Origin of the sequence: uncultured Methanobrevibacter sp. (assembly GCF_902774605.1) — an archaeon.
Taxonomy (GTDB): Archaea; Methanobacteriota; Methanobacteria; order Methanobacteriales; family Methanobacteriaceae; genus Methanocatella.
This window is the reverse complement of sequence record NZ_CACYJE010000007.1, coordinates 42,773-68,509: the sequence shown is the minus strand read 5'-3', so window position 1 is coordinate 68,509 and position 25,737 is coordinate 42,773. Positions and strand designations below refer to the sequence as shown.

The window sequence follows — 25,737 nt, the reverse complement described above, 5'->3', positions numbered from 1 at the left end:
GTATTCTCCGGCCTTGAGACCTGCGACGTTGAATGTTGCCTTACCGTCTTTCAAGTCAGCATAGTAGTATGTTCCACTTACATTAATCAATACCATTCCAGTAGCACCGGATGTTACATTCACATTAATGATTTCAGTATCACCGACAGTAATGTTTTCTACATCCAAGTCAACAGCACTAGGTTTTTTGCTTACAGTGAAGTGAGCAATGCTGCGGTTTCCATTGTAATTGGAATCACCATTATAGATTACAGTCACATCATAGTCCCTAGCCATCAAGTCTTCTTTTTCAAAGACTACCTGACCATTAGCATCAATAGGTCTAGAGTATTCCTTACCTGCAAGGACAATTGTTACGTTGCCTGTAGCTCCCTTGGTTACGTTGATTATGATTTTTTCAGTCTCACCAATAGTAATGTTTTGTACTTCTATCTTGAGTTCAGTAGGTTTTTTAGCAGTTACGACAAATGTGGTTTGGTTTTTCTCAGCCACATAGATTTCATCACCAGCATAGTATACGATAGCAGTGTATGAGCCAGCAGTCAAGTTATCAAGCACTAATTCACCGGATCCCTGTGATATGAATGTAGTGTGGTTAACTAATCCAATTTGAACAGTCACTAATGAAGTGATGTTCTCGGTTGTTTTAATGATTAACTTAATGCTTTGACCTTCCATTATGTCGCTTGGACCGGTTATGATTATGCCTGTCCTGATTTGTCTGATTGTAAGGTTTACTTTGCCGGTTGCATTGTTGAAGTTATCATCACCAAGATATTTGATATCTGCAGTGTAATTTCCAACCAGCAAACCAGTCACATTGAACTTAGCAACACCGTTTTCAAGTTCACCATAGTAGTGAGCGCCTCCAACAGAGATTAAAACATTACCAGAAGCATTAGTATCGTTTAATGTTACAGTAATGTATTCAACGCTGCCCACTGTGGAGTTTGTTACAACTGCTTCAATAGCGGTGTTTTTCTTGCTTACTGTGAATGGAGCAGTGTTATTGCTTGTTTTATAGTATTCGTCTCCAAGGTAGTATGCAGAAACATGGTAGTTACGTGCAGTTAAACCTTCAATCTCAAATGTTGCTTCACCGTTTTCCAATGCCTTAGTGTAGGTGTTTCCTGCAATAACAATCATCACATCACCTGTAGCGCCGTCAGTCACATTAACCTTAACTGTTAATGTTTCGCCCACTGTGATGCTTTCTACATCAATATCAATTGCAGATTCCTTCTTATCGAAGACTTCGAATGTGAAAGTGTCTTTAGCAGCATTGTAATCAGTGTTTTCATTGAAGTATACTGTAGCTGTATGCACACCAACAGGCAATTTAGAAACTGTAAATGTTCCATTTCCTTCTTTTATGAATGTAGTGTAGTTTGTGCCATTGACCTCGATTACAACCACAACTGTCAGGTTTGCAGAGGTTGTAATGTTGAACACTTCATCCTGTCCGAAGAAGATATCTGAACCGTTGATTTTGATTGTTGTTGTGAGTTTAGATACGTTGAATGAGTCAGTAGTGTAATTGCTGTAGTATTTATCGTCACCTATGAATGTAGCGTTTACATCATGTTTGCCCGGTGTTAAATCGATTACATTGAACCTTGCAACTCCCCCTATTACTTCCGCGTAATATTTGGTACCGTTAATGTCAATCAATACGTATCCTTTTGCATCAGGTGCAACAGTCACGTTAATGTATTCCACTTGACCCTTTTCAATGTCTGAAACATCAACTCTAACCTCAACATTGTTTTTAGATACATTGAATGATGATTCGGCATGAGATGCCAAGTACTTGTCATCACCCTCATATACAACTTGAACGCCATAGTGGCCTGCTTTAAGGTCTTTGAGTGTTAATGTCATGTTGGTCCTGTTTACAGTGTATTTTTCACCGCCAACATAAACCTCAATGTTTCCAGTAGCGTCACTAGGATCAAGAGTAACTGTGATAGTTACATTTTCACCGACTTTAATGTCAAGGATACTATTGATTCCAACTGTTGAATTGTTTTTGGAAACGATGAAGTTACTGTCACCTTCATAAGTAATTATTCTTCCATCTTCAGTTGAAGTGAATGAAGCATGCACATTATGCACTCCTGCAATGAACCTCTCAGACAATACAAATTTGGCAACACTGCTGTTTGTTGTTTCATTATATACAAGAGGCATTTCACGAGTCAAGTTATTGTCAATCACAATAGTCACAGTATCACTGTAATTGCCACTCACGGTAACTATGATTGTTTCCTCTTCTCCAACGTAAATGTTTTGTGTTTGAACGCTTAAAGTGGAACCTGTCTTATATACTTCGAATGAGACATTGTTTGAAACGTTTGCCAAGTACTTGTCGTTTTCAATGTATTTTGCACTTACATTATAAGTTCCGACAGGCTGGTTTGTAAGTATCAGCTGACCTTCACCATTGTTGATGAACACAGTGTAGTCCTTGCTGTTCAATCCTTTTACAGTAACAACCGCCACACCAGTGAAATCATCAGGACCAGTTACTTTGATTAATACATCATCTCCTTCTCCAACAGGACTTGGTGTTAACAATTCAAGAGTTATTTCAGAGTTTAACTTGGTAACATTGAATAATACTTGAGCAGAGGATGCATTGTAGTTAGCATCACCATCATATTTTACGATAACAGTGTATTGTCCCACAGCCAAGTTCTTAACGTCAAGTTTGGCAACGCCGTTGGTAATGTTTGCAAAGTAGTCTGTACCGTTAATGTCAATTAAAACAACACCGGTTGTACCGTTGGTAATGTTGATGCTAATTGTTTGTGTTTGAATAACAGTAATGTTGTTTGCAGTCACATTGATTTGAGATGCTTTCTTATTGACAACGAAATTGGTTGCGTTTTCACTTCCATAATAGTATTCATCACCCATATAGGTTACTGATGCATGATAATTACGTGCGATTAAGTTACTGATTGTGTAGTTCACTTTGCTGTTGTTTAATGAAAGGAAGTAACTTTCACCGGCTATGCTTAAAATCACAGTACCTGTAGCGCCTGGAGTTACGGTTATATATACTGTTGCATTTTCGCCGACAGTGATGTCTGATATTTCAACAATTACCTGTGAAGCTTGCCTGTCAATCACCCTGAAATCAGTAGTGTTTTGTTCAGGATCATATTTGGAGCTTCCAGGATAGTATACTGTAGCAGTGTAATCACCCACATCCAAGTATTTAGGCAATATGAATGAGCCTTTACCTCCAATAATGTATGCAGTGTAGTTTACACCATCGACTTCTATTTTAAGAACCTCTGTAATGTTTTCAGAAGTGGTAATGTTGAACTCAATACTCTGCTGCACCATAATATTAGCAGTTGTATTAATTACAATACTTGTTTTATGTTTGGTTACATTGAATGTAGCATTTGTTTTAGAACCATTGTAATTATTGTCTCCAAGGTATGTTGCAGTCACATTATAAGTGTTCACACCTAAATCATCAAATGTAGCAGTGGCAACACCTGTAGTTGCATTAATCTCAGCATAAACCTGAATACCAGCAATATCAATCAATACAATACCAGTAGCACCCTTAGTTACAGTAACGTTAATAATTTCATGCTGACCAACATTGATATTAGAAACATTAATTGAAATAGTTGAATTCTTCTTATAGACTGTGAAATCAGTAGCGTTTGTGCCTGGAAGGTAGTTATCGTCACCAAAATAGGTTACGGTCACGTGATAGTCACGAGCGATTAGGCCAGCGACAGTGAAGTTAACTGTACCGTTAACAATAGCCTTGGTTAGAGGCATGCCTGCAATGTTTAAGGTAACATTACCGGTTGTTCCGTTAGTGATTTTCACATAAACAATAGCTTCCTCGCCAAGAGTAATATTATCAACACTTACACTGATTTCTATTGGAGATTTACCTGTTACATTGAATTTAGTACTGTTTTCTACTGCATCGTATTTGTCTGATTCTGCAAAGTAAACTGTAGCAGTGTAGTTGCCAGTTATGAGATTATATACAGTGTATGTTCCTTTACCGTTTACAATATATGTAGTGTAGTTTTTATTATCGACGTTGAGAGTTACAACAGATGTGACATTTGCGGAAGTGGTTATTGTGAACTCTACAGGATGTCCCATTATAATTGTATCATTACAATCGATAGTGATTGTTGTTGAGAGTTTTGTAATGTTGAATGAGGATTTATTGGTTGATCCGTAGAAGTTTTCATCACCGTCATATTTTACAGTCACATTGTATTTTCCAACAGGTAAGTCTGCCATTGGAACGCTTACGAATGTTGTTCCATTAATGTCAGCGTATAAGCGAACGTCTGCGAAACTGATTAAAACATGCCCTGTTGTTCCGTTTGAGATTGTGATGTTGAATACTTCAACTTCCCCTACTTTAATGTTTGTCACGTTAACTGTAAGGTAGGATTGTTTTTTGAATACTGTAAAATCACCAGTGGTATTGCTTGACTTATAATATGTGTTTTCAAGGTATTCCGCAGTGAAGTGGTAATTACGTGCAGTCAGATTAGTATATGTGTAATTGCCTGTACCATTTGTGATTTTAACATCCACTGGATTACCAAGCATGTATATTCTTACAGTACCATTTTGAGCACCGGTCACGTTAATGTAAATGGTTAGTTTTTCACCGACTGTGATATTGGTAACATTTACACTGATTGAAGTTGGGAGCCTATCAAAGACTGTAACGTTTATAGTGTCATTAGCAGGCAAGTAATCCTTATCCCCAGCGTAGAATACAGTCACATTGTGCACTCCAAGGTTTTCTCCAAGCACTATCAAAGATCCTTTACCATTATAGACAACAGCAGTGTAATTCCTGTTGTCTATTCTTACAGTCACTTGATCTGTAATGTTTCTTGATGTTTCGATAGTGAAGTTAGCCTCCTGGCCGATTACAATGTCATTACAGGTTATTGTAATATTGACTGGGATTTTTGAAACAGTGAATTCAGCAGTTGTTTCATTAATATTGTAATAATCATCACCCAGGTAGGTTACAACAATCGGATAATTCTTGTCAACAAGATTGGACCTTGTCAATACTGCAGTTCCATTTTCAACTTTAACCCTAAATGTTACATTATTAATGAATATTTCCACATAACCAGTAGCGTTTTTGTTTACTGTGACATTAATCACTTCAGTTAAATCCTTAGTAATATTAGTTACATTCACGCTAATTGTAGTGTTTAACTTAATTACTGTGAAGTTAGTTGTGTTTTCTTTTAATTCATAAATTGCACTTGAAAAACTTGCACGAATTGTGTAATTACCACTAGGCAACCTATCCAATACCAATGTTGCTTTACCAGTTGTAGAATTTATAATAACATCCTCTTCATATAATTCATCATTAATATAAATATTAACCTCACCGGCGATTCCTTTTGGAAGAGTTACAATTACAGTATTAGTATCTAAAACAGTTATCACATCAGTTGCATCAACAGTTAATGTATAATTACCAATTTTGAAAGTTTCATAAGAACCAAAATCACTCTTATAAGTATGATTTTCATCACCAGAATACTCAATAAAGACTACATGTTGACCCGGCAGAGCTGGAACGGTTAAATTTATCATGTTTGAAGTAATATCCTTGAAAACGACTGGAGTTCCATCAATAGTTATTGTTAAATTACCACCATAAACACTTTCAGTTAAGTTCGCATTCACAGTCAGACTGGTTGAATTACCAGTAATATTCATTTGAATAACAGTTTCGATTTTGCCAACTTGGAATTTAGTGGAATTGGTTTTATATACATATTCTTCATCCTCATAACTCACTACAACAGTGTAATTGCCAACAGCCAATTTAGTTGCGTTATATGTAGCAATACCATTAATAATCTGCACTTCAATAACGCTTCCGCCATTGATAGTCAAATTCATTTTACCCGAAGCATTATAAGGAGCCACAATAGTTATTGTAGCATTCTCGCCAACTGTAATATCCCTCACACTAATAGGTAAAACGTAATCCTTAATTTTTGGAATTAGGATTGTAATGTTGGTACTGTTTTGCAAGTATCTTGCACCACCCAAGAAAGTAGCATTAACTGAATAATTACCCGGACGAATACCACTTATATTTAATGATCCAACACCATTAGTAATGTTGATTTGAGTTTTGATTAAACCATCACCAACAGTTATGTTTGCAAGACCATTAGCAAGCTCAGGCAATCTAACAACAATAGTGTCATTGTTCACAAATTCGATTGCTATAGGTGGAACAACCTTATCCACTCTAAATATTTTAGTCACATTCTTATCTTCATATTTTTGATACCCTTGATACCTTACATTAATAAAGTAAGTTCCAGCAGGCAAATCCTTAATAATGAATGTTGCATTTCCTTTGTTGAGTTTTACTGAAAATGTGTTGTTTGAGAAGTTTCCAGATACCAACACGTCCTCAGTTGCATCACTTGGAATAGAAATATTAACCAATTCCACATCATCAACAGTGATATTGGAAACATTCACAGTAATATTATAATCACTAACTTTATGAGCAGTAATCTTGATAGTATCTGAGTAAGGATTATATTTATCATCACCAGTGTAGGACATATGTGGAGAATATGCAGAAGCCACTGGATATCCATTAATAGTCACATTAGCAGAACCATTAACCAATTTAGCAGTGTATGTCACACCACGACTGGTAACAGACACGTTTCCAGTCGCATCCTTATCAAGAACGAAAGTAATTGTAACACTCTCATCAACATTTACACTAGCATTATATACCAAGTTCACATTAGGATTTGTTTTAACAACAAATGCATATCCAGATTGTGATTTATAAACATATTTTCCTTCCTCTTCAAAACTGATTGTAAATTGATAATTGCCCTGTGCAGTAGTAGGCACCTTGATTGTAGCAACACCATTTTTAACTTCAGCAGTGTAATTTTCACCAAAGATGAATACGGTTGCATTACCAGTTGCATCTTCAGGCAACTCCAATACGAAAGTGATATTATCCCTAACGATTGTTGTGTTTACATCACGCAATCTGAATAAATAATCATCAATAGCTGAAACAGTGAAGTATCCAATTACAGAACGATCAATATATTTTACACTATCCTTAATGCTTGCAGTTACATTATACCTTCCAATCTTAAATCCTGTAGCATTGAATGTGGCAGTACCATTGGTTAGTTGAATAACCTTATCAATATAATCGGTGCCAGGTATAGTGATTGTCACATTTACATCAATGTCTGAAGGCAATCTTATAGTGATTGTTTCATTATCCCCAACTTTAATGTCAATAGTTCCAAGGTCAAATAGGAAGTCACGGACTTTTAAAATTGTCACTGGGAATTTTTGGGTACGATTATCATATTTCTCATTACCACTATAGAATAAACTGGCCTCATATGTATCAGCAGCCAATCCCGGAACATTAACATAAGCAGTTCCGTTAACCACGGTAGCATTATAAACCTTACCATCAATTGTAATATTCACAGTACCATTTGAATCACTAGGCAAAGTAACCTGAATAGTAAGATTTTGACCCACGTAAGTGGTATTAAAGTTGATGCCCGGAGAAGTGTGGATTTTAGAAACCACAAGTGTACCTGACCTAGTACTTGCTTCATACATGTCATTACCATTATATGTTACATAACAAGTGTATGATCCAGCCGCCAAGTTATAGACTGGAAGATCATAGGTTCCATTAACAAATGTCTCATTAACATTTATAGTATATGGAGTCCTTCCAGGAACCCTGATTGTTATTGTTCCATTGGTAATGTTTGGCAGGTAAACATTAATATATGCGGTTTGACCAACAACAATATCCTTAGCAGCAGCTGTGAAATTATAATCCAATGTTTTATTACTGTTTAATGTTTTACTTGCACCACCCTCAGTGTATTTATCATCACCTGCAAATGTTGCATTAACAACATACTGCTGACCTGAAACTAATTCATCAACAGTGACATTCGCCTTACCGTTGACATAAGTGACCTGGAAAACCCTATTATCAATAGTAATATTACCCGGACCGTTTGCATCGCTCGGCAATATGACAGTAATATTAGCGCTAGTTGAATTTGTAGTAGCAGTTATGTTAATCGGATAGTTTGTAATCTTGTGAACTGAGAATCTAGTATAATCCCTTTCACATCCGAGATACTTATCATTACCCAAGAATGATGCGTGAACTGGAACTGGAAGGCCCTCTTTTAGATCGGAGATGTTGATTTGTCCAGAACCATTTATAATGTCAACAACATGTGTAATGCCCTGTACGGTCAGATTGATTTTTGCGGTTAAATCACTTGGCATTGTAATGTTAAATGTTGCAATTTCACCTACAAAAATATCATCAACACTAATGTATGAATAAGGGTTAGGATCCACTTTTCTAACAATCAATACCTCATCCTCTACATTAGCATAATATTTTCTATCCCCAGTGTAATTTGCAACAACGGTATAATTACCATGAGGCAAACCTGATACATTAAACACTGCACTTCCATTTACAATGGATTCAGTGTAATTATTATTGTTAATGGTTATTGTCACATTACCAGTTGCATCACTTGGAAGACGCACGGTAATTGTTGCATTATCACCAACAAAAATATGCTCTGAATCAATGTGAATAGTAGGTTTAACTTTTTTCAAAATAATTTTTCCAGTAGTATTTACTGCAAGATATCTAGTGTCATTTGCGAAGTAGATTTTAACAGGATATTCTCCACCTTCCAAACCATTAATCGGTACACTGAATTTGCCTTTTACAATATCTGAAGTGTAGTTTTTACCATCAACCTCAATAATAATGTCACCGTTCGCATCAATTGGAACAGTCACATTTGCAATCACATTCAAGTCATCATCTACTGAATAATTAAACACTGGATTAATTTTCACATAATTAACCATGAAAGATCCACTAGTATTAGCAGCATAATATATATCATCTTCCAAATATGTGGCAGTTACGTTATATTTTCCATATGGAAGATTGGAAATTACGAATGTTGCATTTGTATTATTCGCATAAGTATAATATTGAACACCATTAACCGTTAACAGTACAAGACCAGTAGCATTAAATAGACCAGTAAAGTCAACTCTAATAGTTGCATTATCACCAACATAAATATCCTGAGCAACTATATTAAGACCAATAACATTTTTCTTTACTTCAAATGTAGTACTGTTGGAACCTAGCAAGTATTTATCATCACCATCATATATCACCCTTACAGTATGATTACCTGGAGTTAAACTAGTAACATTAAATGCAATATTTTGTTTAGTGAAATGATATGCAGTACCATCCACATAAACATGTGAAGTACCATTTGCATCATTAGGCAATATAATATTTATAATAGCAGTTTGCCCCATTTCTATATCCTTAGCAGTAATGTTTATGGTTACATTTTGCTTAGTAACACTGAATGCAGTATTATTATTACAACCATTAAAGTTCACATCACCATTATATACAGCATATACAGTATAATCACCACCTGGCAAATTAGTAAGGTTAAGTTGTGCAGTACTATTCTTTAAAGTTACAGTATACATCCTATTGTTAACAAATATGTAAACCTTACCACTTGTACCGTTAGTAGCAGTAACATTAATAGTGACAACTCCACCATAGGTAATATTATTAGCAGTAACATTTATTGTACTATTACGCAGTTGAACATCAATAGTGACATTAACATTTAATGTCTGATTATATTCCTCATATATCGCAGTAACTATATACTCATTAGGAGCCATATTATATAAAGTCAATTCAGCAACACCATTAATAAGAGGAACATTATAGACTACATCATTAATATGCAAATCAATAGTACCATTTAAAGTGGTGTTGATTAAAGTTGTTGTGAATACAACCTTTTCACCATAATTTGTCTGATTGACAGTAAGATTCATCATCAAATATAATATTGCACCATTTTTAAGAGCAATATTGTTGAAATTGGCAGTTTTATAACCTGAAGATGTGAAATTATGGAGCCCAATAGCAAGATTGCTTACAGATGACACATAATCAGTATGATTGAATGTGGTTGTCAATTGATTACCGTTATCATAAAAAATGATTATAGCATCATCAACCTTAATAGGGTTTCCGTTATCATCTTCAATACGTGAGAACACAGGCAATGAATTAACATTAGTGACAACAGTAATATTATTTAAAGTTGTCATGTAGGTTTCGGATAAAATCACTCCCTTATTGTAAATTGCATTCATAAATTCATTTAAAGAAAATGATGCCTTACCTTCCAGATAAACGGAAGATCCATCATAAGAACTTGAATTTTGAATATTTGATGTGAGAACAACAGACCCAGCACTAGGAATATAAATCATTTTAGTTCCATTAAAAGTAGAAGTAGATATTTTTCCACCTGTACCTTCCCAGTAAACAGCACCACCTGCAGGATTATTCTCATTAAATATAGATCGGGTAATTTCACCATTATTTGCTTTCCAGTACACTGAAACACCATTATTGGCAGTATTTGATTCAAAATTAGAGTTATCAATTAAACCACCATTACCATCCCAATAAATTGCACCACCCATATATGCAGTGTTGTCAGTAAATCTAGAAGTATCAACTACAGAATTAGTTGTTTCTAAATGAAGTGCACCCCCATTAACGGAAGCTTTATTATTAGTAAAATCAGAGTCATGCATTTCAAATCTTCCAGTTGTAATGCCCTTTTCATAACCTGTTGCAATAGCTCCACCATATCTAGCAGAATTATTATTGAATTTAGAATATGTCACTGCTGTTGTACCTTTTACACGGCTGGAAATGGCACCACCATAGTCTGTAGCAAAATTATTATTAAATTCACAGTTATGTGTTGATAAAGTGGCAACTCTATAATCTACTGAAATTGCACCACCTTCTCGTGCGACATTATCCGAAAATTTACAATCTCTAAATGTGACACTTTCCTGTCTAGAATAAAAAACTCCTCCTCTACCTACCTCATCATCACTGCTCGGTCGAGTAAGACTTACATTATTGTTAACAAAGTTAGAATTTTCAATTGTAGCACCATAAGTGAAAAGTGCACCGCCTCTCCTGTATGCAGAATTACCTTCAAAGTAGGAATCCTTTATTTCAAAATTATTACTTCTTCCGATAAAAATGCAACCTCCTTCATAAGAAGCTTCATTTGAATAAAACTTACTTCCATCAACTTTTATATCAGTATTAGTCCTTATCGCTCCGCCTTGATAACCATGGTTACGGGTGAAAATTGAAGATATGATATTAATATCCGTAGTCCACATCACATATACACTTCCTCCATCACCAGATACATTGTTTTCAGTAAATGAAGAGTTTATAAGGTTTAGTTTAATTTTATTAGTCACGCCTGCAGAAGAAGATGAATAATAAAACGCTCCTCTATAAGCACTATTTCCATAACTTGTGGAATTAGTAATGTTCAAGAACCCATTAAATTTTGTTGCCCTTATTACAGCACCATTATATCCAGTATTATTTTCAAATGTACAATTAATAAAACAAAATGAAGCTTGAATAGATTCACCATCATGTTCAAAAACAATTGCAGTGTCAGCTGAATTAATAAATTTAATATTCTTAAAAGTCATATTTATACAAGAGCTAGCAATATTGAAAATACCTGATGCCCGATTCGCATCAATAGTATGGCCTTTACCATCTATAACTAAACCATTTTTATTATATATGGATATATAAGATGAAACTGAATAATCCTCATGCAATTCGAGATAATTACCCTCATTACTTATCAAATTTTTCAATTGAGTTTGTGTGCCACTTAAAACCTCCTCATCAGAACTTGCCGAAAGCACATCCCCTTGACTGCTTTCAGCGTCTTGTTCCGTGTTCACAATTTCTTGATTTGACTGTTCGACAAGAGCACTATCCTGTGTGCTTGTTTGAACCGTCAAGTTTTCATCATTTGCGCTTGCAACTGTATTATCGGCATCACTAGCAGCGATTGCAGTTAGTGAACATAATGTAATTAATAGTATACAAGCAATAAAAATTTTTGATTTAATAAATTTAACCTCCAATTAACAAATATCTAACATACTAGATTTTCGTTTATACAGCTGTTATATTGGTTATCGTAATATATAAACATATGCCATTGTACAAAAAATAAACATTTTTATATATGAAATGATACATTGTTTCAATAAATAAAAATTATTCATACACATAACAATTGTTTATGTGTTGATATGTACAACAATATCAATATACGCTAAACGTTGCACAATATCTCATCATCATCAATCATGAATTTTTCAAATCATAATGATTAAAAAACCCAAAGCCCATATAATATATATTATAGGAGTTAATTTTTATGAAACCAGTTAGAACAAGAGACTTTATCTACACTAGCGATGATATGTACTTCGCTTCAACAAACTACATTCACCCACAAGATAAGGTGAACTCATTTTTAAGATACATTCCAGATCCTGAAGGAGACCGTGAAAAAAACGGCAAAAGATACCGCAAGGTAGGGTCTGAGGAAGCATACTCATACTTACGTGAAAACCACCCGGATTACCTGTACTTCTGCGACATCACAAACGTTGAGATGATGGGAGTGCCACTGGACAAGGTGGAAAGAATCATCAAACCAGATGAACGATTATTAGGTCTCAAGGACACATTCGACAATGGAGGAGAGGTTAAAAATCCAGAGCTCATCTCAAAGCTTATGGATGTGGCTGACTTCTTCCACTACCTGGCCGATATCCCCTATGACCATCTGGGAATCTCAGGCTCAATCCTGCCTGGGCTTCAGAAAAGCGACGTGTCCGACTTGGACTTTGTAGTCTACGGGCTTGAAAACCACAGAAGAGCAATCGAAACATTCAAGAAATACCGTGGAAATGAAGTGTATATTGAGCAAATCGACAAGCACATTACTGTTGAGGGCATAACAGACGATTACTGGGAATTCGTCTATGACAAGAGAATGTTCGATGAAAGCCTCACAAAAGAGGAGTTCAAATGGTATGAGAACAGGAAGGCGAACCGTGGAACAATAAACGGAACCCTATTCGACATCCTGGCCACAAGGGACTATGATGAAATCCTCGGGGAATGGGGAGATACCATATATGAACCGCAGGGAATCGAGCAGATTGAATGCGATATCGTAAGCGCTCTTGGGGCATACGACAATCCGTCCCTATACACCATTGAAAACGTTCAGCACCTGGACGGAGTCGATTATCCGTTGACCGAAATCGTTTCATTCACCCACACCTATGCCGGTGAAGTGGTTGACGGCGAGCATGTCATCGCCAAGGGCAAGGTGGAGAAGGTCATCATAAATGGTGAGGATTCACATTACCGATTGGTTGTCGGAACCACCCGTGAAGCGATTGACGAGTACGTGAAGCTTAAGGAAAGTCCCGCTTAAACATTTCAATGAGAGACTTCTCTCATTACTTACTTATTTTTTAAACAATTCAATATGAACACTTTAAATAATTTATAGTTTTAATATTTAATTTCACTAATTTTTTTCAAACGAATATTATTCAAATGAAAAAATAACCGAATATGAAAACATTCAACAAAATTAGAATAAATCAACACTGTTTTATTGCAATCCAATACTAATAATATATAAACTTCAAAAACCAATATACTAAGTATTAGATTTAAGTGATAAAATGACAGAAACTAAAAAACAGGAATGGAATAGTAATCTTGCATTCATGATGGCAATGATTGGTTCAGCCGTCGGGCTTGGAAACATATGGCGTTTCCCAAACGTGCTCTACTCCAACGGTGGAGGATCATTCATGATTCCATACATAGTTTCACTATTTCTTTTAGGAATCTCATTTGTTCTTGTGGAATACGCTGTCGGATTCAAGTTCAAGAAATCCATTGCAAGAATATTATACTCCATCAAAGGAAAATTAGAACCAATAGCATGGTTAATCTTATTGATCGTATTTTTAATAACAACATACTATGTTTGTGTAGTGGGATGGGACTTCATATACATCATATTAAGCTTCACAAAGGCATGGGGCGCAAACCCTGACCTGTACTTTGCAAACAACGTACTGCATGCAACAGACTCAATGTCCGGACTGTTCACCATAGTCCCTAACGTGCTGGTGTCCGTATTCATCATATGGTTCATTGCATGGGCAATCATCAAAAGGGACTTGAATGACGGAATCGGTAAAGTAAGTCAGATATTACTACCGCTCTTATGTTTGATAGTGGTTGGAATCGTAATATTCTCATTGACACTTCCGGGAGCATCAATCGGATACACTCAGATTTTCACACCGGACTGGAGTGCACTGACAAACCTGGACGTGTGGCTGGCCGCATTCGGTCAAATCGTATTTTCACTGAGTTTAGGTATGGCGATTGCAATGACCTATGCAAGCTACCTTCCGGAAGGATCCAAACTCGTTGACAATGCAATAATCGTTGCATTCTCAAACTCAGGTTTTGAAGTGTTCAACTCAATCGGAATATTCTCAATTCTAGGATTCATGACACTATCCTCAGGAATACCATTCAACGAGCTTGTAACCGAAGGAACAGGCCTTGCGTTTGTAGTGTTCCCTCAAGTGTTCAACACAATGGGACCGGCGGCATACGTGGTCGGACCGTTGTTCTTCATATGCATACTCTTTGCTGGAATCACCTCTGTGATTGCGCTTCTAGAGGGAGTGTGCTACTCAATATCAGAGAAATTCCTCATTGAGCGTAAAAAGACAGCCACTGTTGTGTGCATAATCGGATTTTTGATATCCTGCATTTTTGCAACCGGTATCGGAAGCACAATACTTGGAGTCTTCGATGCATACCTGAACAATTTCGCATTGCTCTTTGCAGTGCTCCTTGAATGCATCATCTTCGGTTGGATTTACAAGTTCGATGATTTAATCGAAACATTGAATGAAAACTCCAACATTAAAGTGGGCAAAACCTGGAAAGCGGCAATCAAATACATTCTGCCAATCTGTATTGCCGGACTTTGGATTCAGGGAATCCTTTCAACCGCAAAGACAGCGGACGGTTTGAGCACAACAATAATGCTCATCCTAACAGCAGTGCTGATTATTGTGCCGATTATCTTCGCCAAGTTGCCTGCAATAAACAAAAATTATTACAACACGTAATATTGTTATCGAATAGCTAAATTATTAGCTATTTACTTTTTTTATTTTACCTTGAAAAATTTACTCCCCTCATAACTTCTTATTTTATATATAACCGAGTATAATGTAATATTACCAAGTTTTAAGAGGTTATAAAAATGATTAAAGTATCTTCTATAAAACAATACATGTACTGTCCCATGAAACTGTATAATGAAACCCACATTGACATGCGCGAAAGCGATGATTACCAATTATCTGTTGAAATCAAGAAGCTTAAAATCGACATTAGCGATTTGATCCAGAAGAACATGCGCAAGGTCCAGAGGAACATGACCGTCACCGAGATTGAAAACATACTGGCAGACAACATCGACCCATACATTGAAGGCACAACAAAATCCATCAAGTCCATGAACCTTGGGCTTGAAAACTCACAGATCAATGAAATGATTGACAATGCCTACTTCAACATAAAGACCACTGCGCTTAAACTGAAGCAGGTGATGAGCATACTCAACCGTGACGCCCATGAAATAATCGACATGTTCTACCCTAACTGCATGTACTCATTTCTCATCAAGGACAAGACAATTGACCTGATTGGAGTGTGCGATAAGATAGAGATTGTTGACGGGAAATACTATCCAGTGGTGCTTAAAAGCGGCAATCCTCCATTGAAGGGAGTTTGGGATCAGGATGCCATTGAACTTGCATCATATGCAGTGCTCATTGAGGAAGAGTTTGAAAAGGACGTTTATGTCGGTTTTGTCGATTATGAGAAAATCAATGACCGCCGCCCAGTAGTGATGGACATCAACCTTAGAAAGGAGTTCTTTGACATTGTGCGTGACGTCAAGGAAATCGTTGAGAACAAGAAAAAGCCCAAAGTAAGTAAAAATGATAAGAAATGTGAAAAATGCGAATATAATGACTTGTGTTTAAATTAGATAGGGAGTGTTTAAACTCCCCTATATGTCCATAAAAATGAGTTTTAGAATTTGATATTGTCGCCCAAGCGTTCAATATTGAACACTGCAGTGTCGGCTATTGACATTACCGCCAGAACCCCTGCTTGAATCGGGTCGGTGATTATTAAATCGGCATACTTGGTTACGCTTCCAGGCATGTTAAGGCAAATCACTATAAGCTTGCTTTCCTCCTTAACCTTCTTGACCGCTTCTGTGATTTCACCGCCCATAAGGGAGCCTGCAAGCACCAATGCGCTTACACGAGGAAGTCTTGATATCGCTTCAACTGCCTCTGCAATGGATTTTTCACCAACCAAAGGGATTGTGTCTATGCTTATGCGCTCGCCGCGTATGTTGTGCCTGTCTGCTTCTGTGATTGCACCCATTGCAACCTGTGAAACCTGTGCACCGCCACCGACGATGATTATACGTTTACCGTAAATGTCCAGTTGAGAACCATGCAATTCCACGAGCTTGACATCAGGGATGCCTTCCAGGTCACCTACAAGCTCATCGATATCATTTACATGTTCAAGTTCAAGGTTTATTGAACCCATATTGTTTCGCTCTACGAAGAGGTGAACATAACTGATGTTGGCACCATGATTGGTTATGACATCAGTGATGTTGTCCAATACGCCTTTTTTCTCATTGGTTTTTATTGTTAAAGTATAATCATTCATTCTTTTGGCCTTATTTTATCAAGTTCCGCATGTGCCCTTTTCCACATGCTCAAATAATTATCGTTTTCAGTCACCGGGATTACATCCAAACCCAATTCACGGTGTTGGACAATCCATTCTTCATGAAAAACGGGTATTTCAATTTTAATTGGTTCGGAGGTCTTGTTCACGATGATCAAGTCCCTGTATGGGAAATCCCATTCCACAATGTATCCTCCAAGACTCACCATATGATATGGTCTCATAACAAATTTCAAGATAATCACCCTTTTATAATAATCCGATTACGATAGATAAGATTCCTAGCAATGTTGCGCTCAATATTGTTGGCAGCAATTGCCTGTTTGTAAATACCGGTGTGAATGCTGAAAATATTCCCATCATGAACACGAATATCAATGCGACGATGATGTTGATTAATATTGCCGGGGAGAATATTGTTGGCGGCACTCCAATGAACAGAACGGAAAATATTGCGCCAAGCACGAACATGAAGAATCCTCTGGTCAATACCACCACTGCACGGTATTTTGCAGCGTATTCCATGTACGGTCCTTCAATGACATCGCTTTTAGCCTTGATTATTGAGAACGGATACTCGTTCAATATTATCATGTATCCGATGAAGAACACTATTGCTGCGATTCCTCCTGAGACTGTGAAGAGGAACGGTCCATGGGTTTGCTGGAAAGCAACGATGTCCTGCAGGAATATGCTTCTTGCAGCAGTAACCGGCGCGAACAATGCCAGGTATAATGGGAATGAACCGTATGTTATCATCCTGAGGGATCTTTTTGCACTTATGTCCTCAATGAATGATCTTGTCGCATTCAAGTGTGCTGCTCCTTTGACGACATCCGGGAACGGCATGTTGACTGACATGACGGATTTTGACAATGCGCCCATCAATACATAGCAGATTTCCTCCACTTTAAGGAACCCTACAATTGCAACTAGGCTTGCAAGTGCCGGAATCTTATATGCCTGAGGTGTCAATGCTATCAATATGCACAGCACGACTATGAAACATATTATCGGCAATGCCTTGTACAGTCCAGGGACTGGTGAGGACACTTCAGTACTCTTCTTATATATGAATTTCAGCGGAGCCATTATTCCAGGAGATGTTACCGGCGGCCCGATTCTTTGCTGTATTCTGGCGTGAATGTACTTGCGTTCAATTCCCGGGAGCAATGTTGAAATTACAAAGCAAACTAGCACTGTAAGTATTACTGATATTATTGGATTTATCATTGTATTTTCAAACATTTAACTATCTCCTTATTATTTCAATTGCCCTGTCGGTGCATGTGAAACATGGGTCACACTGTACAATGGACAATTGTGCATCTGTTATCTGGTCGCCAATGCAAGCATACTGCATTGCTCCAATGTTCGCCATGGAAGGTGTTCTTATTATGCAGTGCCTTACCCTTCCGCTCTCTAGCCTGTATGAATGGTATAATGTTCCTCTTGGAACTTCAATGTAACTTTGAATTATGTCAGTGTCGAACATCTCCCAGTCACGTGTGACGACTTTACCATCAGGAATGTTTGCAATGGCCTGTCTTATAATCTTAATTGACTCGAATGATTCCAATGCCCTCATGACCAGGTTTGACTTGACGTCCCCGTCAGGCTGAGTAATCACGTTAAAGTCGAAGTTGTCATACTCGAACATTGTAGTTCTCAGGTCTCTTGCAACACCGGTTGCCCTGAGAGTAGGTCCTGTCACCGCAAGTTCGATTGCCTGCTTTTGAGGCAATACCCCTATTCCGGTAATCCTTGACAACAATATGGAATCTGCCATGAACCTGTCAACGAAGTCTGATAAATTCTGTTCGACAGTGTCCATGTCGTTTTTGAGCCTTAGTATTTTTGCCTCGTCAAGGTCGCATCTTGGCCTTACCCCACCGAGGACTGAGCAACCGTACTGTACACGGTTTCCACCTATCATGGCCAATAATTCCATGACAATCTCCCTCATATAGAACACTCTCATTGAGAATGTCTCATGGGCGAGCACTTCACAACCGTGTGCCAGGTACAAGAAGTGTGAATGTAAACGTTCAAGCTCCTCCATTATAACGCGAATGTAAACAGCTCTCTCTGGAATTTCAATACCTAATCCCATTTCCGCTGTTCTGCAGGAATTATATATATGTGAATTTGAACAAATACCACAAATCTTCTCGGTCAATGAATTTGCCTTTTCAACTGGAAGACCCTCCATAATCCTTTCAATACCCCTATGATTAACACCAATAGTTATTTCAGCTTCCTGAACTATCTCATCCTCTACAAAAAGCCTTACCCTATACGGTTCCAATGCAGCAGGGTGAACTGTACCCATTGGAATTTCTGTTTCAATAATATTGCTTCTCGGTACTTTCTCATCCATTCTAATCCCCCTCCTAATCCGCATCTAATAATGTAGGTAAAAGTGTAACTACACCAGCCAAAACATCCTGCGGCCTTACGGCACAGCCTGGAACCTTAGCGGCTACAGGTATGATGTTTTCAACCGGCCCTTCAATCTCTTCTGAAGGAATATCACCATGACAATTCTTATAAACACCGCCCATCAGAGCGCAACTACCAGCAGCCACAACCAGTTTAGGGTCAGGAATGGCTTCATAAATCGCCTCCAACGGTTTCCTGTTCAAATGAGTTACGGGTCCAGTGACAACCAGCACGTCGGCTTCACGAGGATTCCATGTCAGGAATACCTTATACTGTTCAGCATCGAAACGAGGTGATAATATTGAGTTTACAATTTCAATATCGCAACCGTTACAGCCGCCGGTGTAAACCAGCATCACATGTATTGCCCTTGCTCTTGAAAATGATTTAAGTCCCATCTAATCACCATCCTCCTGATTCTTCAACACTGTCTTGTCAGATAAGTATTGTGCAATGAACTTAAGCTTATCATCAGAAATTTTAAACGGCTGCTCCATAGTGCTGGCAATGTCAACTTCCTGATCGCCAACGCAGCTTGGATGAATTGTTCCCTTCTCACCGTAAAGTGAAAATACCGGGCAGAAATCATGGCAGTAATAGCATACAACACATTTTTCAAGATTAATTTCAGGCACTTCACTTTTAGTCCAGTCATCAGTGATCTTAACCGGACTTGCCAGTTTTTTCATCTCAACTGCACCTGTAGGGCAGACATTGGCGCAACCAGCACAACCTATGCACGCCTTCTCATCAACCCTGTCATCAACCTTCACTGACAAGGTGGCGATTTGGTTTCTCATGTCCATGTCTGTAACTCTATCAGCTGCAAAAAAGATTCTTTTAAAGTTAGTAAATGCTCCTTCCAAAGCTATTCTAAGTATACTGCTCATTTAAACACCATCTATTGAATCTTTAAAATTTCTCTCGAATAAGAATGCCTTAGCAGGGCATGCATTCTTACATGCACCACAGTAAGTACAGTTCTCTTCGTTAACCACATAATTGCCGTCAATCTCCTCTATTGCATCATAGGAACATATTCCATGACACACTCCACAGTGCATGCACAGTTCCTGCTCGATGAAGTTGAATCCTCCGTCGATTTCATTCTTGTACATAGTGGATTTCGGAATCGCATCAACCGGACAGTGGATTGCACAGTTTTCACATAGTATGCACTTGCTCAAGTCCACTGAGATTGTGCCCCTGTGAAGGGTGATTGCGTCTTCCTGACATTCCTCAACACAGATTCCGCAGGAAATACAATCGTCTGAGACTGTACCATCCCATGTTTGAGTCATCACCTGACGGGCTCCGACCTCGTCACATACCTGGACACACTTGCCGCAGCTTACGCAGAATCCGGACAATGTCGGCAGTTCCTCATCCTCATACTCGTCATAGATGAACATTTCACTGTCAACGCACAATGTCTTGACCGGACAATGGCTCATTGCCAGGTCATGAGTAATGTTTTCAGTGTCGATTGTCGGGTCATACCTTAACCTGCCGTCAACCTTTTTAAGTGAACCGTTCTCGGACAAGTCTGCGCATAATCCGCAGTTGAGACAGGACACGATGCTTCCTGTCGGCTTTTGGCGCAGGTTATTGATTACTATATTTGAATCCTCAACGGAAATCGCATTGTTAGGACATGCCTTCAGACAGTTAAGGCATAATGTGCAAGTGGACTTGTTGACTATTTGAAGCTTGTTCATGGATCCGTTAGGACACACATCCATACATAACCTGCATTCCCTACAAATTCCATCGTCACGGTCAACCTTAACGTTGATTGCTCCTGTAGGACAGTATTCCTCACATCTTCCGCAGAAGATACACTCATCAGTGTCGGTTCCGAAGTATGTTCTTGAAACCTCAGTGACGATATTGTCGTTCTTGTGAGGTACCTTGTCCAATGGCGGATTCAATATATTCAATGACCTGATCAGTGTCAATTGCTTTTCCTTTTCATATTCGAATCCGTCAACACGGCATTCAGGATACTTTTCCGCACAAACGCCGCAGCGTGAACAGATACCATAGACTATGCCGTCCTCGATAGTGATATTGTTGGTCGGACAGTTGTACATGCACATTCCACAGCCGTTGCACTTGGCCCTGTCCACCACATATCCTCCGTAAATGTTCTTGAATATTGCACCGTTCGGACAGTTGTCGTGACATATTCCGCAGGTCAGACAGCTGAACGGTGTTCCGTTAACCAATTTAATGGATTTTGTAGGACATGTTTTAATACACTCACTATCACAATTATTAGTAGATAAAAACATTATAATAACCCCTTATTTACTCCTTGCAAATATTAGTTTGCCTACAAAAATTCCAATTAAAGCAGACAAGAATGCAGTTGACACAGGCAAGTCAGTGTAGAACGGATAATTGCCTGATTGCCATGCCACAATTATTCCTGCTATTAATACGATTACGAATGCTCCAAGAGTGAAGTGTGCATCGCTGACATTAAGCTTGATTTGTGAACCAATCACCAAACCCAGTATCAGACCGAATATTATTGGACCTAAACTTAACATCATTCACTCTCCTCCACAATTTTCTTGAAACCTGCAAATGCAATGACGATTGAGGACAATCCCACGAACACCTTCAAACCGACGAAAATGTTCAGGTAAGGGATTATGCCCGCATTGGTAACGTCAGGATAATGAAGCACGTTTTGAATTGCAGACGGAACAACATTCAAGAGGTCTGTACCTGCATTATAGAGGAAGAATCCTCCAACGAACAGTCCGATCAATCCGAATATTATGAATCCCAATGCACCAACAGATTCCAGAACTTCAATATATAAGTGTGATAACTCCAATGGGGAATTGCCCAGGCCATAAACGAGTATGGACAATATGATTCCGCTTGCTATCATAGCACCGCCTTGGAAACCTCCACCAGGAGTGATGTGTCCTCCAAGAATGGTCATCACGCCTAAACAAATCAGTATGATTGAAATTGGCAAGGATATTAATTTTAAAATCATGCTACCTTGACTCATCTTTTATCCCCCAATAATCCTCTACCAAATACCAACAATACCACCAGACCAGCGGTCAATAGTATTATTGATTCTCCTAATGTATCGTATGCTCTGAAATCGAAAATAACCACTGTCACAAGGTTTGGAGCTATTTGAGTTCCTAAAGCATTATAAATATAACTTACACCAGGATTTATCATTGAACTTAAATGAAATACCGCATCGAATAATGTGACTGAAAATATTCCAGCCATTACCGCTGCAAGCAAATTACGAATTGTAGCTTTAGACAAGGTTACCACCCCAGTATAAAAATGCAATAATGATTGATAATGTTACAACTGCATAGAACAGCATTTTCTCAAGTGAATCCTCCTGTTCAATCTTGAACTTAGGAATAAGCGGAATATTAGTAATAAGCACTATGGCCACAACCAATGTAGCCAATCCTGCCAGCAACACACTAACATGCCTTAACAGTATCACTGCCAGAACCAATGACACTATAAGGAATATTTCTGCAGTTATGCTTCCTGAAACGTCAGCGTTGGTTACAGGACCTGGTGAAAACAATTTCCTGAACTGTTTCACAACATTGAATATCTGGTCATAAAGTTTCATAATATCCCTCCTACGAAGTTAGAAATTCCGCTTGTGACAAGATCCGGATATACACCGAAGAGCACCACAATGATCAATAGTATTGCCATTGTGAAAATCATGGCGCGAGGAACTTCCTTGCCCTCCAGATCCAAATCATTTGGTTTAGGTTTCAGGAACATTGTGTAGAATGTCTTGACGAACACCACGAATGTTGCAATACTTACCATAATCGCCAAAATGGAAATTTCCGGGAATCCACAACTGAGTGAAGCTTGAACAAGCATTAGTTTTGATTGGAAACCGCTTAACGGTGGCACACCTGCCATTGCAAGACCTGCGATTAAAAGCATTATGCTCACTTTCGGATGGTAAGCCAATAATCCTCCAAGCTTTCTGGTGTCCACCTCATTTGTTGCCTCAACTATTGCGCCGAATCCTATGAAGAGCAATGCGGTGATTATAATTTCATTCAATGCCTGGAAGAGTCCTGCTGTTATTGAGAAGTTTGTTCCAAGCCCTATACCTAATCCGATGAAACCCAATTCACCGACCGCTAAAAATCCTATCATTCTTCTGAAGTCTGTTTGAGTGAGTGCGAGTGAAACACCCAGTATCATAGCCAAGATAGAGAAGAACACTATGAGAACTTCAAAGATTGGAAGTGTAGCGTAAATCCTGAACATTATCAGAACGATTGAAATCATTGAGATTACTGTGAATGATTGCAGCAATGCTGCCCCATGAGGTTCCGCCTTTGAGTATATTCCTGATTTGATAGTATGGAACGGTGGTAAACCGGATGCGTATAGCCAACCGAAGAATATTAAACCGAGAGACATCAGGAACACTGGAGAAGTAGCGTCAACCAAACCGTTATGCACTGCAGCTGCAATGTCTGTCACATTCACGCTTCCAGTCAATGCCAAGAGGAATCCAATTCCCAGAAGCATTATTGGAGAGCCGATTGATCCAAGAACCATATATTTCAATGCCATTTCATAACTGTAATCGATTGATGATGCGGCAACTATACCTACCTGTGCAAGCGCCAATATCTCAAAGAAGACGAACATGTGGAATATGTCGTCGGTCAAGAGCATTGCTGTTACGGCTGCTGTTCCCAGGAATAGCAGGAACAGGTATGGTCCTGAAACTTTCCTGTACTTTGTCAAGTAGACGAATACGACCAGGAATGTTAAAAGACCGATCATTGCAATGAATATTTGCTGCAGGAATGTGAACGAATATGTGATTGCCGGGTGATACATTACGCTGGTCACGTTATCGAGCATCGGAGCGTATCCTCCAAAGTAGTGAAGACCATAGTTTGAGGCTATTGGTATTATTGGAAGACAGATTGCTACAACGAATGCGAAAACCTTTGTTGCAGTGTTGAATCTTGAAAATGCACTGATCAACAATGCCGCCATCAATGGTACGATTACCATAAGTGGTATTAGCTCATTCATTGTACTCCTCCTGTTTTGCTGTGTCGGACAGCATCACTTTTGTGGATAATGTGCCGTATCTCCTGTAAAGCACCATCACCAGCGCCAGCATTACCGCAAGGGTACTTGCGCCGATTACGATACTGGTCAGCACTAAACCGAAAGGCAATGGGTATGCAGCGTTTGTCGCAAACCATGAGGTGTCCATTCCAGGCATGAGAATCGGTACGACTCCACCTGCCTTGTAGCCTATTGCAACGATGAATAGGTTTGCTCCTTCCTCGATGAAACTGATACCGATTATCTTCTTGATGATATTGTCAATGAAGATTGCGGAGTACAGTCCTATTACGATTAGTGCAACGGATGTCAACAATATTGCCAATTGTGTCTGTGCCATTTAGCTACCCTCCCTTTGAGTTTTTTTAACAGCTAAAGCAATGAACACTGGCACGATTGCGGCTCCCACGATTGCCTGGGTTAAAGCAACATCCGGTGCCAATAGGATTTGGAAAAGAACTGCAAGTGCTCCTCCTGAAAATCCAGTCAATATTGCTGCTTTGAGCAAGTCTTTTTGAATAAGAGCAAGAATTGCACTTAAAACCGTTATAATGCATAGTATAAATTCCAACATCTTACTCATCCTCATTTATCTCTATTGTAGTTACTGAAAATCTGTCGTCCGTCTTGAGTTTTTCTGAATCTTCACTTTCCAAAGCTTGCATTTTTTCTTTAGGGTGAATGAACGGATGATTTTCATCTACTTCTTCTTCAACAGTCATTAGATCCATGTTATTTTCTCTATCTTCTTTTTTCCAATAAGCATTAGCTATTGCATGTGCAGTGAACGGCGCAAGGATAAAGTATACTCCAGCAAGGAGATATTGGCCAAGGCCTATCATTGCTATTATACATGCGATATCGAACAATCCGACAATGTGGATTCTTGCATATACCTTATTCCGGGTATTTTTGCCTAGGCTGAGTAGCCCGACTGCAGATATTATTGTCAACACTGCCGCTATAATAAGAAGGATTGCCTGGACGTATTCTATCATTCGTCATTCCCTCCTAAAACAACCGCAAAGGCAACAGTACCTACAAAACCAAAGAATATTAAAGCTAATGATATATCCCTATAGAACTGAAGATTATGTAGTTCACCGATAATGAGCAATGCTACTGCAAATGCGTTTACAATGACTGAGCTTCCTAAAAGCCCCATTGAAGTGGATTTGTATGCACTTGCCCTTAGGGTGACTAGCATCATTATTATTAATGCAATAACCAAAAGAATTTTTGCTATAAACAATATATCCATA

The 25,737-nt window shown here is 38.4% G+C and carries 20 protein-coding genes; 3 read left to right on the top strand and 17 right to left on the bottom strand.

All coding sequences use genetic code 11. The features are described 5' to 3' along the window. A partial coding sequence (locus QZU77_RS03045; RefSeq protein ID WP_295599836.1) for an Ig-like domain repeat protein occupies window positions 1-12,147 on the bottom strand: 12,147 nt, incomplete at its 3' end. 299 nt (window positions 12,148-12,446) lie between these two features. On the opposite strand from QZU77_RS03045, the gene QZU77_RS03040 reads away from it, so the two are divergent. The 3 genes from QZU77_RS03040 to cas4 all read left to right on the top strand — a co-directional run bounded on the left by QZU77_RS03040 (window position 12,447) and on the right by cas4 (window position 16,184). Beyond that, a complete protein-coding gene (locus QZU77_RS03040; RefSeq protein WP_295599833.1) occupies window positions 12,447-13,520 on the top strand; it encodes a DNA polymerase subunit beta in 1,074 nt (357 codons plus the stop codon). 256 nt (window positions 13,521-13,776) lie between these two features. Further along, on the top strand, window positions 13,777-15,255 hold the full coding sequence (locus QZU77_RS03035; protein WP_295599830.1) for a sodium-dependent transporter: 1,479 nt from the start codon (window positions 13,777-13,779) through the stop codon (window positions 15,253-15,255). A gap of 137 nt (window positions 15,256-15,392) precedes the next feature. Next, window positions 15,393-16,184: a CRISPR-associated protein Cas4 gene (gene cas4, locus QZU77_RS03030; protein ID WP_295599827.1), complete on the top strand. Its 792-nt coding sequence runs from the start codon at window positions 15,393-15,395 to the stop codon at window positions 16,182-16,184. 44 nt (window positions 16,185-16,228) lie between these two features. Here the strand turns inward: cas4 and QZU77_RS03025 are convergent, their stop codons facing one another. Genes QZU77_RS03025 through QZU77_RS02950 form a run of 16 tightly spaced genes read right to left on the bottom strand, consistent with a single transcriptional unit; the run spans window position 16,229 to window position 25,736 of the window. Continuing rightward, window positions 16,229-16,888, bottom strand: a complete 660-nt coding sequence (locus tag QZU77_RS03025) for a DUF5612 domain-containing protein (RefSeq protein WP_295599824.1) — start codon at window positions 16,886-16,888, stop codon at window positions 16,229-16,231. Then, on the bottom strand, window positions 16,885-17,145 hold the full coding sequence (locus QZU77_RS03020; RefSeq protein WP_295599821.1) for an energy-converting hydrogenase B subunit P: 261 nt from the start codon (window positions 17,143-17,145) through the stop codon (window positions 16,885-16,887). Before QZU77_RS03020 ends, QZU77_RS03025 begins: the two co-directional genes overlap by 4 nt. 13 nt (window positions 17,146-17,158) lie before the next feature. Further along, window positions 17,159-18,157 (bottom strand): respiratory chain complex I subunit 1 family protein, encoded by a 999-nt coding sequence (locus tag QZU77_RS03015; protein ID WP_295599818.1) that lies wholly within the window; start codon window positions 18,155-18,157, stop codon window positions 17,159-17,161. A 4-nt stretch (window positions 18,158-18,161) separates the two neighbouring features. Further along, window positions 18,162-19,289 (bottom strand): nickel-dependent hydrogenase large subunit, encoded by a 1,128-nt coding sequence (locus QZU77_RS03010; RefSeq protein WP_295599815.1) that lies wholly within the window; start codon window positions 19,287-19,289, stop codon window positions 18,162-18,164. 13 nt (window positions 19,290-19,302) lie between these two features. Then, window positions 19,303-19,749 carry an NADH-quinone oxidoreductase subunit B family protein gene (locus tag QZU77_RS03005; RefSeq protein WP_295599812.1) on the bottom strand — a complete coding sequence of 149 codons (447 nt, stop codon included), beginning with the start codon at window positions 19,747-19,749 and terminating at the stop codon, window positions 19,303-19,305. After that, window positions 19,750-20,241, bottom strand: coding sequence for a 4Fe-4S binding protein (locus QZU77_RS03000; protein ID WP_295599809.1), 492 nt, complete (start codon window positions 20,239-20,241; stop codon window positions 19,750-19,752). It lies immediately after the preceding gene. Continuing rightward, the gene (locus tag QZU77_RS02995; RefSeq protein WP_295599806.1) at window positions 20,242-21,645 is read right to left on the bottom strand and encodes a 4Fe-4S binding protein; all 1,404 of its coding nucleotides are present in this window, start codon (window positions 21,643-21,645) and stop codon (window positions 20,242-20,244) included. 12 nt (window positions 21,646-21,657) lie between these two features. After that, the gene (locus QZU77_RS02990) at window positions 21,658-21,909 is read right to left on the bottom strand and encodes an energy-converting hydrogenase B subunit J (RefSeq protein ID WP_295599803.1); all 252 of its coding nucleotides are present in this window, start codon (window positions 21,907-21,909) and stop codon (window positions 21,658-21,660) included. Continuing rightward, the gene (locus QZU77_RS02985) at window positions 21,906-22,382 is read right to left on the bottom strand and encodes an MnhB domain-containing protein (protein ID WP_295599800.1); all 477 of its coding nucleotides are present in this window, start codon (window positions 22,380-22,382) and stop codon (window positions 21,906-21,908) included. The genes QZU77_RS02990 and QZU77_RS02985 overlap by 4 nt, the downstream gene beginning before the upstream one ends. Further along, window positions 22,379-22,657, bottom strand: a complete 279-nt coding sequence (gene mbhE / locus QZU77_RS02980; protein ID WP_366208854.1) for a hydrogen gas-evolving membrane-bound hydrogenase subunit E — start codon at window positions 22,655-22,657, stop codon at window positions 22,379-22,381. The genes QZU77_RS02985 and mbhE overlap by 4 nt, the downstream gene beginning before the upstream one ends. Further along, the gene (locus QZU77_RS02975) at window positions 22,650-22,985 is read right to left on the bottom strand and encodes a hydrogenase (RefSeq protein WP_295599797.1); all 336 of its coding nucleotides are present in this window, start codon (window positions 22,983-22,985) and stop codon (window positions 22,650-22,652) included. The genes mbhE and QZU77_RS02975 overlap by 8 nt, the downstream gene beginning before the upstream one ends. After that, window positions 22,982-24,436, bottom strand: a complete 1,455-nt coding sequence (gene ehbF, locus QZU77_RS02970) for an energy conserving hydrogenase EhbF (RefSeq protein WP_295599793.1) — start codon at window positions 24,434-24,436, stop codon at window positions 22,982-22,984. The genes QZU77_RS02975 and ehbF overlap by 4 nt, the downstream gene beginning before the upstream one ends. Continuing rightward, entirely contained in the window at window positions 24,429-24,815 is a 387-nt protein-coding gene (locus tag QZU77_RS02965; RefSeq protein ID WP_295599791.1) for a cation:proton antiporter subunit C, read from the bottom strand. The genes ehbF and QZU77_RS02965 overlap by 8 nt, the downstream gene beginning before the upstream one ends. Beyond that, window positions 24,816-25,058 (bottom strand): DUF4040 domain-containing protein, encoded by a 243-nt coding sequence (locus tag QZU77_RS02960; protein ID WP_295599788.1) that lies wholly within the window; start codon window positions 25,056-25,058, stop codon window positions 24,816-24,818. Further along, the gene (locus QZU77_RS02955; RefSeq protein WP_295599785.1) at window positions 25,051-25,473 is read right to left on the bottom strand and encodes a cation:proton antiporter; all 423 of its coding nucleotides are present in this window, start codon (window positions 25,471-25,473) and stop codon (window positions 25,051-25,053) included. Before QZU77_RS02955 ends, QZU77_RS02960 begins: the two co-directional genes overlap by 8 nt. Continuing rightward, window positions 25,470-25,736 (bottom strand): monovalent cation/H+ antiporter complex subunit F, encoded by a 267-nt coding sequence (locus tag QZU77_RS02950; protein WP_295599782.1) that lies wholly within the window; start codon window positions 25,734-25,736, stop codon window positions 25,470-25,472. Before QZU77_RS02950 ends, QZU77_RS02955 begins: the two co-directional genes overlap by 4 nt. Between the last annotated feature and the right edge of the window lies 1 nt (window position 25,737).

What these genes read in the sequence shown, in the direction of transcription:
- QZU77_RS03040 (WP_295599833.1), top strand. Translation starts at nt 12,447, where the DNA reads ATGAAACCAGTTAGAACAAGAGACTTTATCTACACTAGCGATGATATG.
- QZU77_RS03035 (WP_295599830.1), top strand. Translation starts at nt 13,777, where the DNA reads ATGACAGAAACTAAAAAACAGGAATGGAATAGTAATCTTGCATTCATG.
- cas4 (WP_295599827.1), top strand. Translation starts at nt 15,393, where the DNA reads ATGATTAAAGTATCTTCTATAAAACAATACATGTACTGTCCCATGAAA.
- QZU77_RS03025 (WP_295599824.1), bottom strand. Translation starts at nt 16,888, where the DNA reads ATGAATGATTATACTTTAACAATAAAAACCAATGAGAAAAAAGGCGTA.
- QZU77_RS03015 (WP_295599818.1), bottom strand. Translation starts at nt 18,157, where the DNA reads ATGTTTGAAAATACAATGATAAATCCAATAATATCAGTAATACTTACA.
- QZU77_RS03010 (WP_295599815.1), bottom strand. Translation starts at nt 19,289, where the DNA reads ATGGATGAGAAAGTACCGAGAAGCAATATTATTGAAACAGAAATTCCA.
- QZU77_RS03005 (WP_295599812.1), bottom strand. Translation starts at nt 19,749, where the DNA reads ATGGGACTTAAATCATTTTCAAGAGCAAGGGCAATACATGTGATGCTG.
- QZU77_RS03000 (WP_295599809.1), bottom strand. Translation starts at nt 20,241, where the DNA reads ATGAGCAGTATACTTAGAATAGCTTTGGAAGGAGCATTTACTAACTTT.
- QZU77_RS02995 (WP_295599806.1), bottom strand. Translation starts at nt 21,645, where the DNA reads ATGTTTTTATCTACTAATAATTGTGATAGTGAGTGTATTAAAACATGT.
- QZU77_RS02990 (WP_295599803.1), bottom strand. Translation starts at nt 21,909, where the DNA reads ATGATGTTAAGTTTAGGTCCAATAATATTCGGTCTGATACTGGGTTTG.
- QZU77_RS02985 (WP_295599800.1), bottom strand. Translation starts at nt 22,382, where the DNA reads ATGAGTCAAGGTAGCATGATTTTAAAATTAATATCCTTGCCAATTTCA.
- QZU77_RS02975 (WP_295599797.1), bottom strand. Translation starts at nt 22,985, where the DNA reads ATGAAACTTTATGACCAGATATTCAATGTTGTGAAACAGTTCAGGAAA.
- ehbF (WP_295599793.1), bottom strand. Translation starts at nt 24,436, where the DNA reads ATGAATGAGCTAATACCACTTATGGTAATCGTACCATTGATGGCGGCA.
- QZU77_RS02965 (WP_295599791.1), bottom strand. Translation starts at nt 24,815, where the DNA reads ATGGCACAGACACAATTGGCAATATTGTTGACATCCGTTGCACTAATC.
- QZU77_RS02960 (WP_295599788.1), bottom strand. Translation starts at nt 25,058, where the DNA reads ATGAGTAAGATGTTGGAATTTATACTATGCATTATAACGGTTTTAAGT.
- QZU77_RS02955 (WP_295599785.1), bottom strand. Translation starts at nt 25,473, where the DNA reads ATGATAGAATACGTCCAGGCAATCCTTCTTATTATAGCGGCAGTGTTG.
- QZU77_RS02950 (WP_295599782.1), bottom strand. Translation starts at nt 25,736, where the DNA reads ATGGATATATTGTTTATAGCAAAAATTCTTTTGGTTATTGCATTAATA.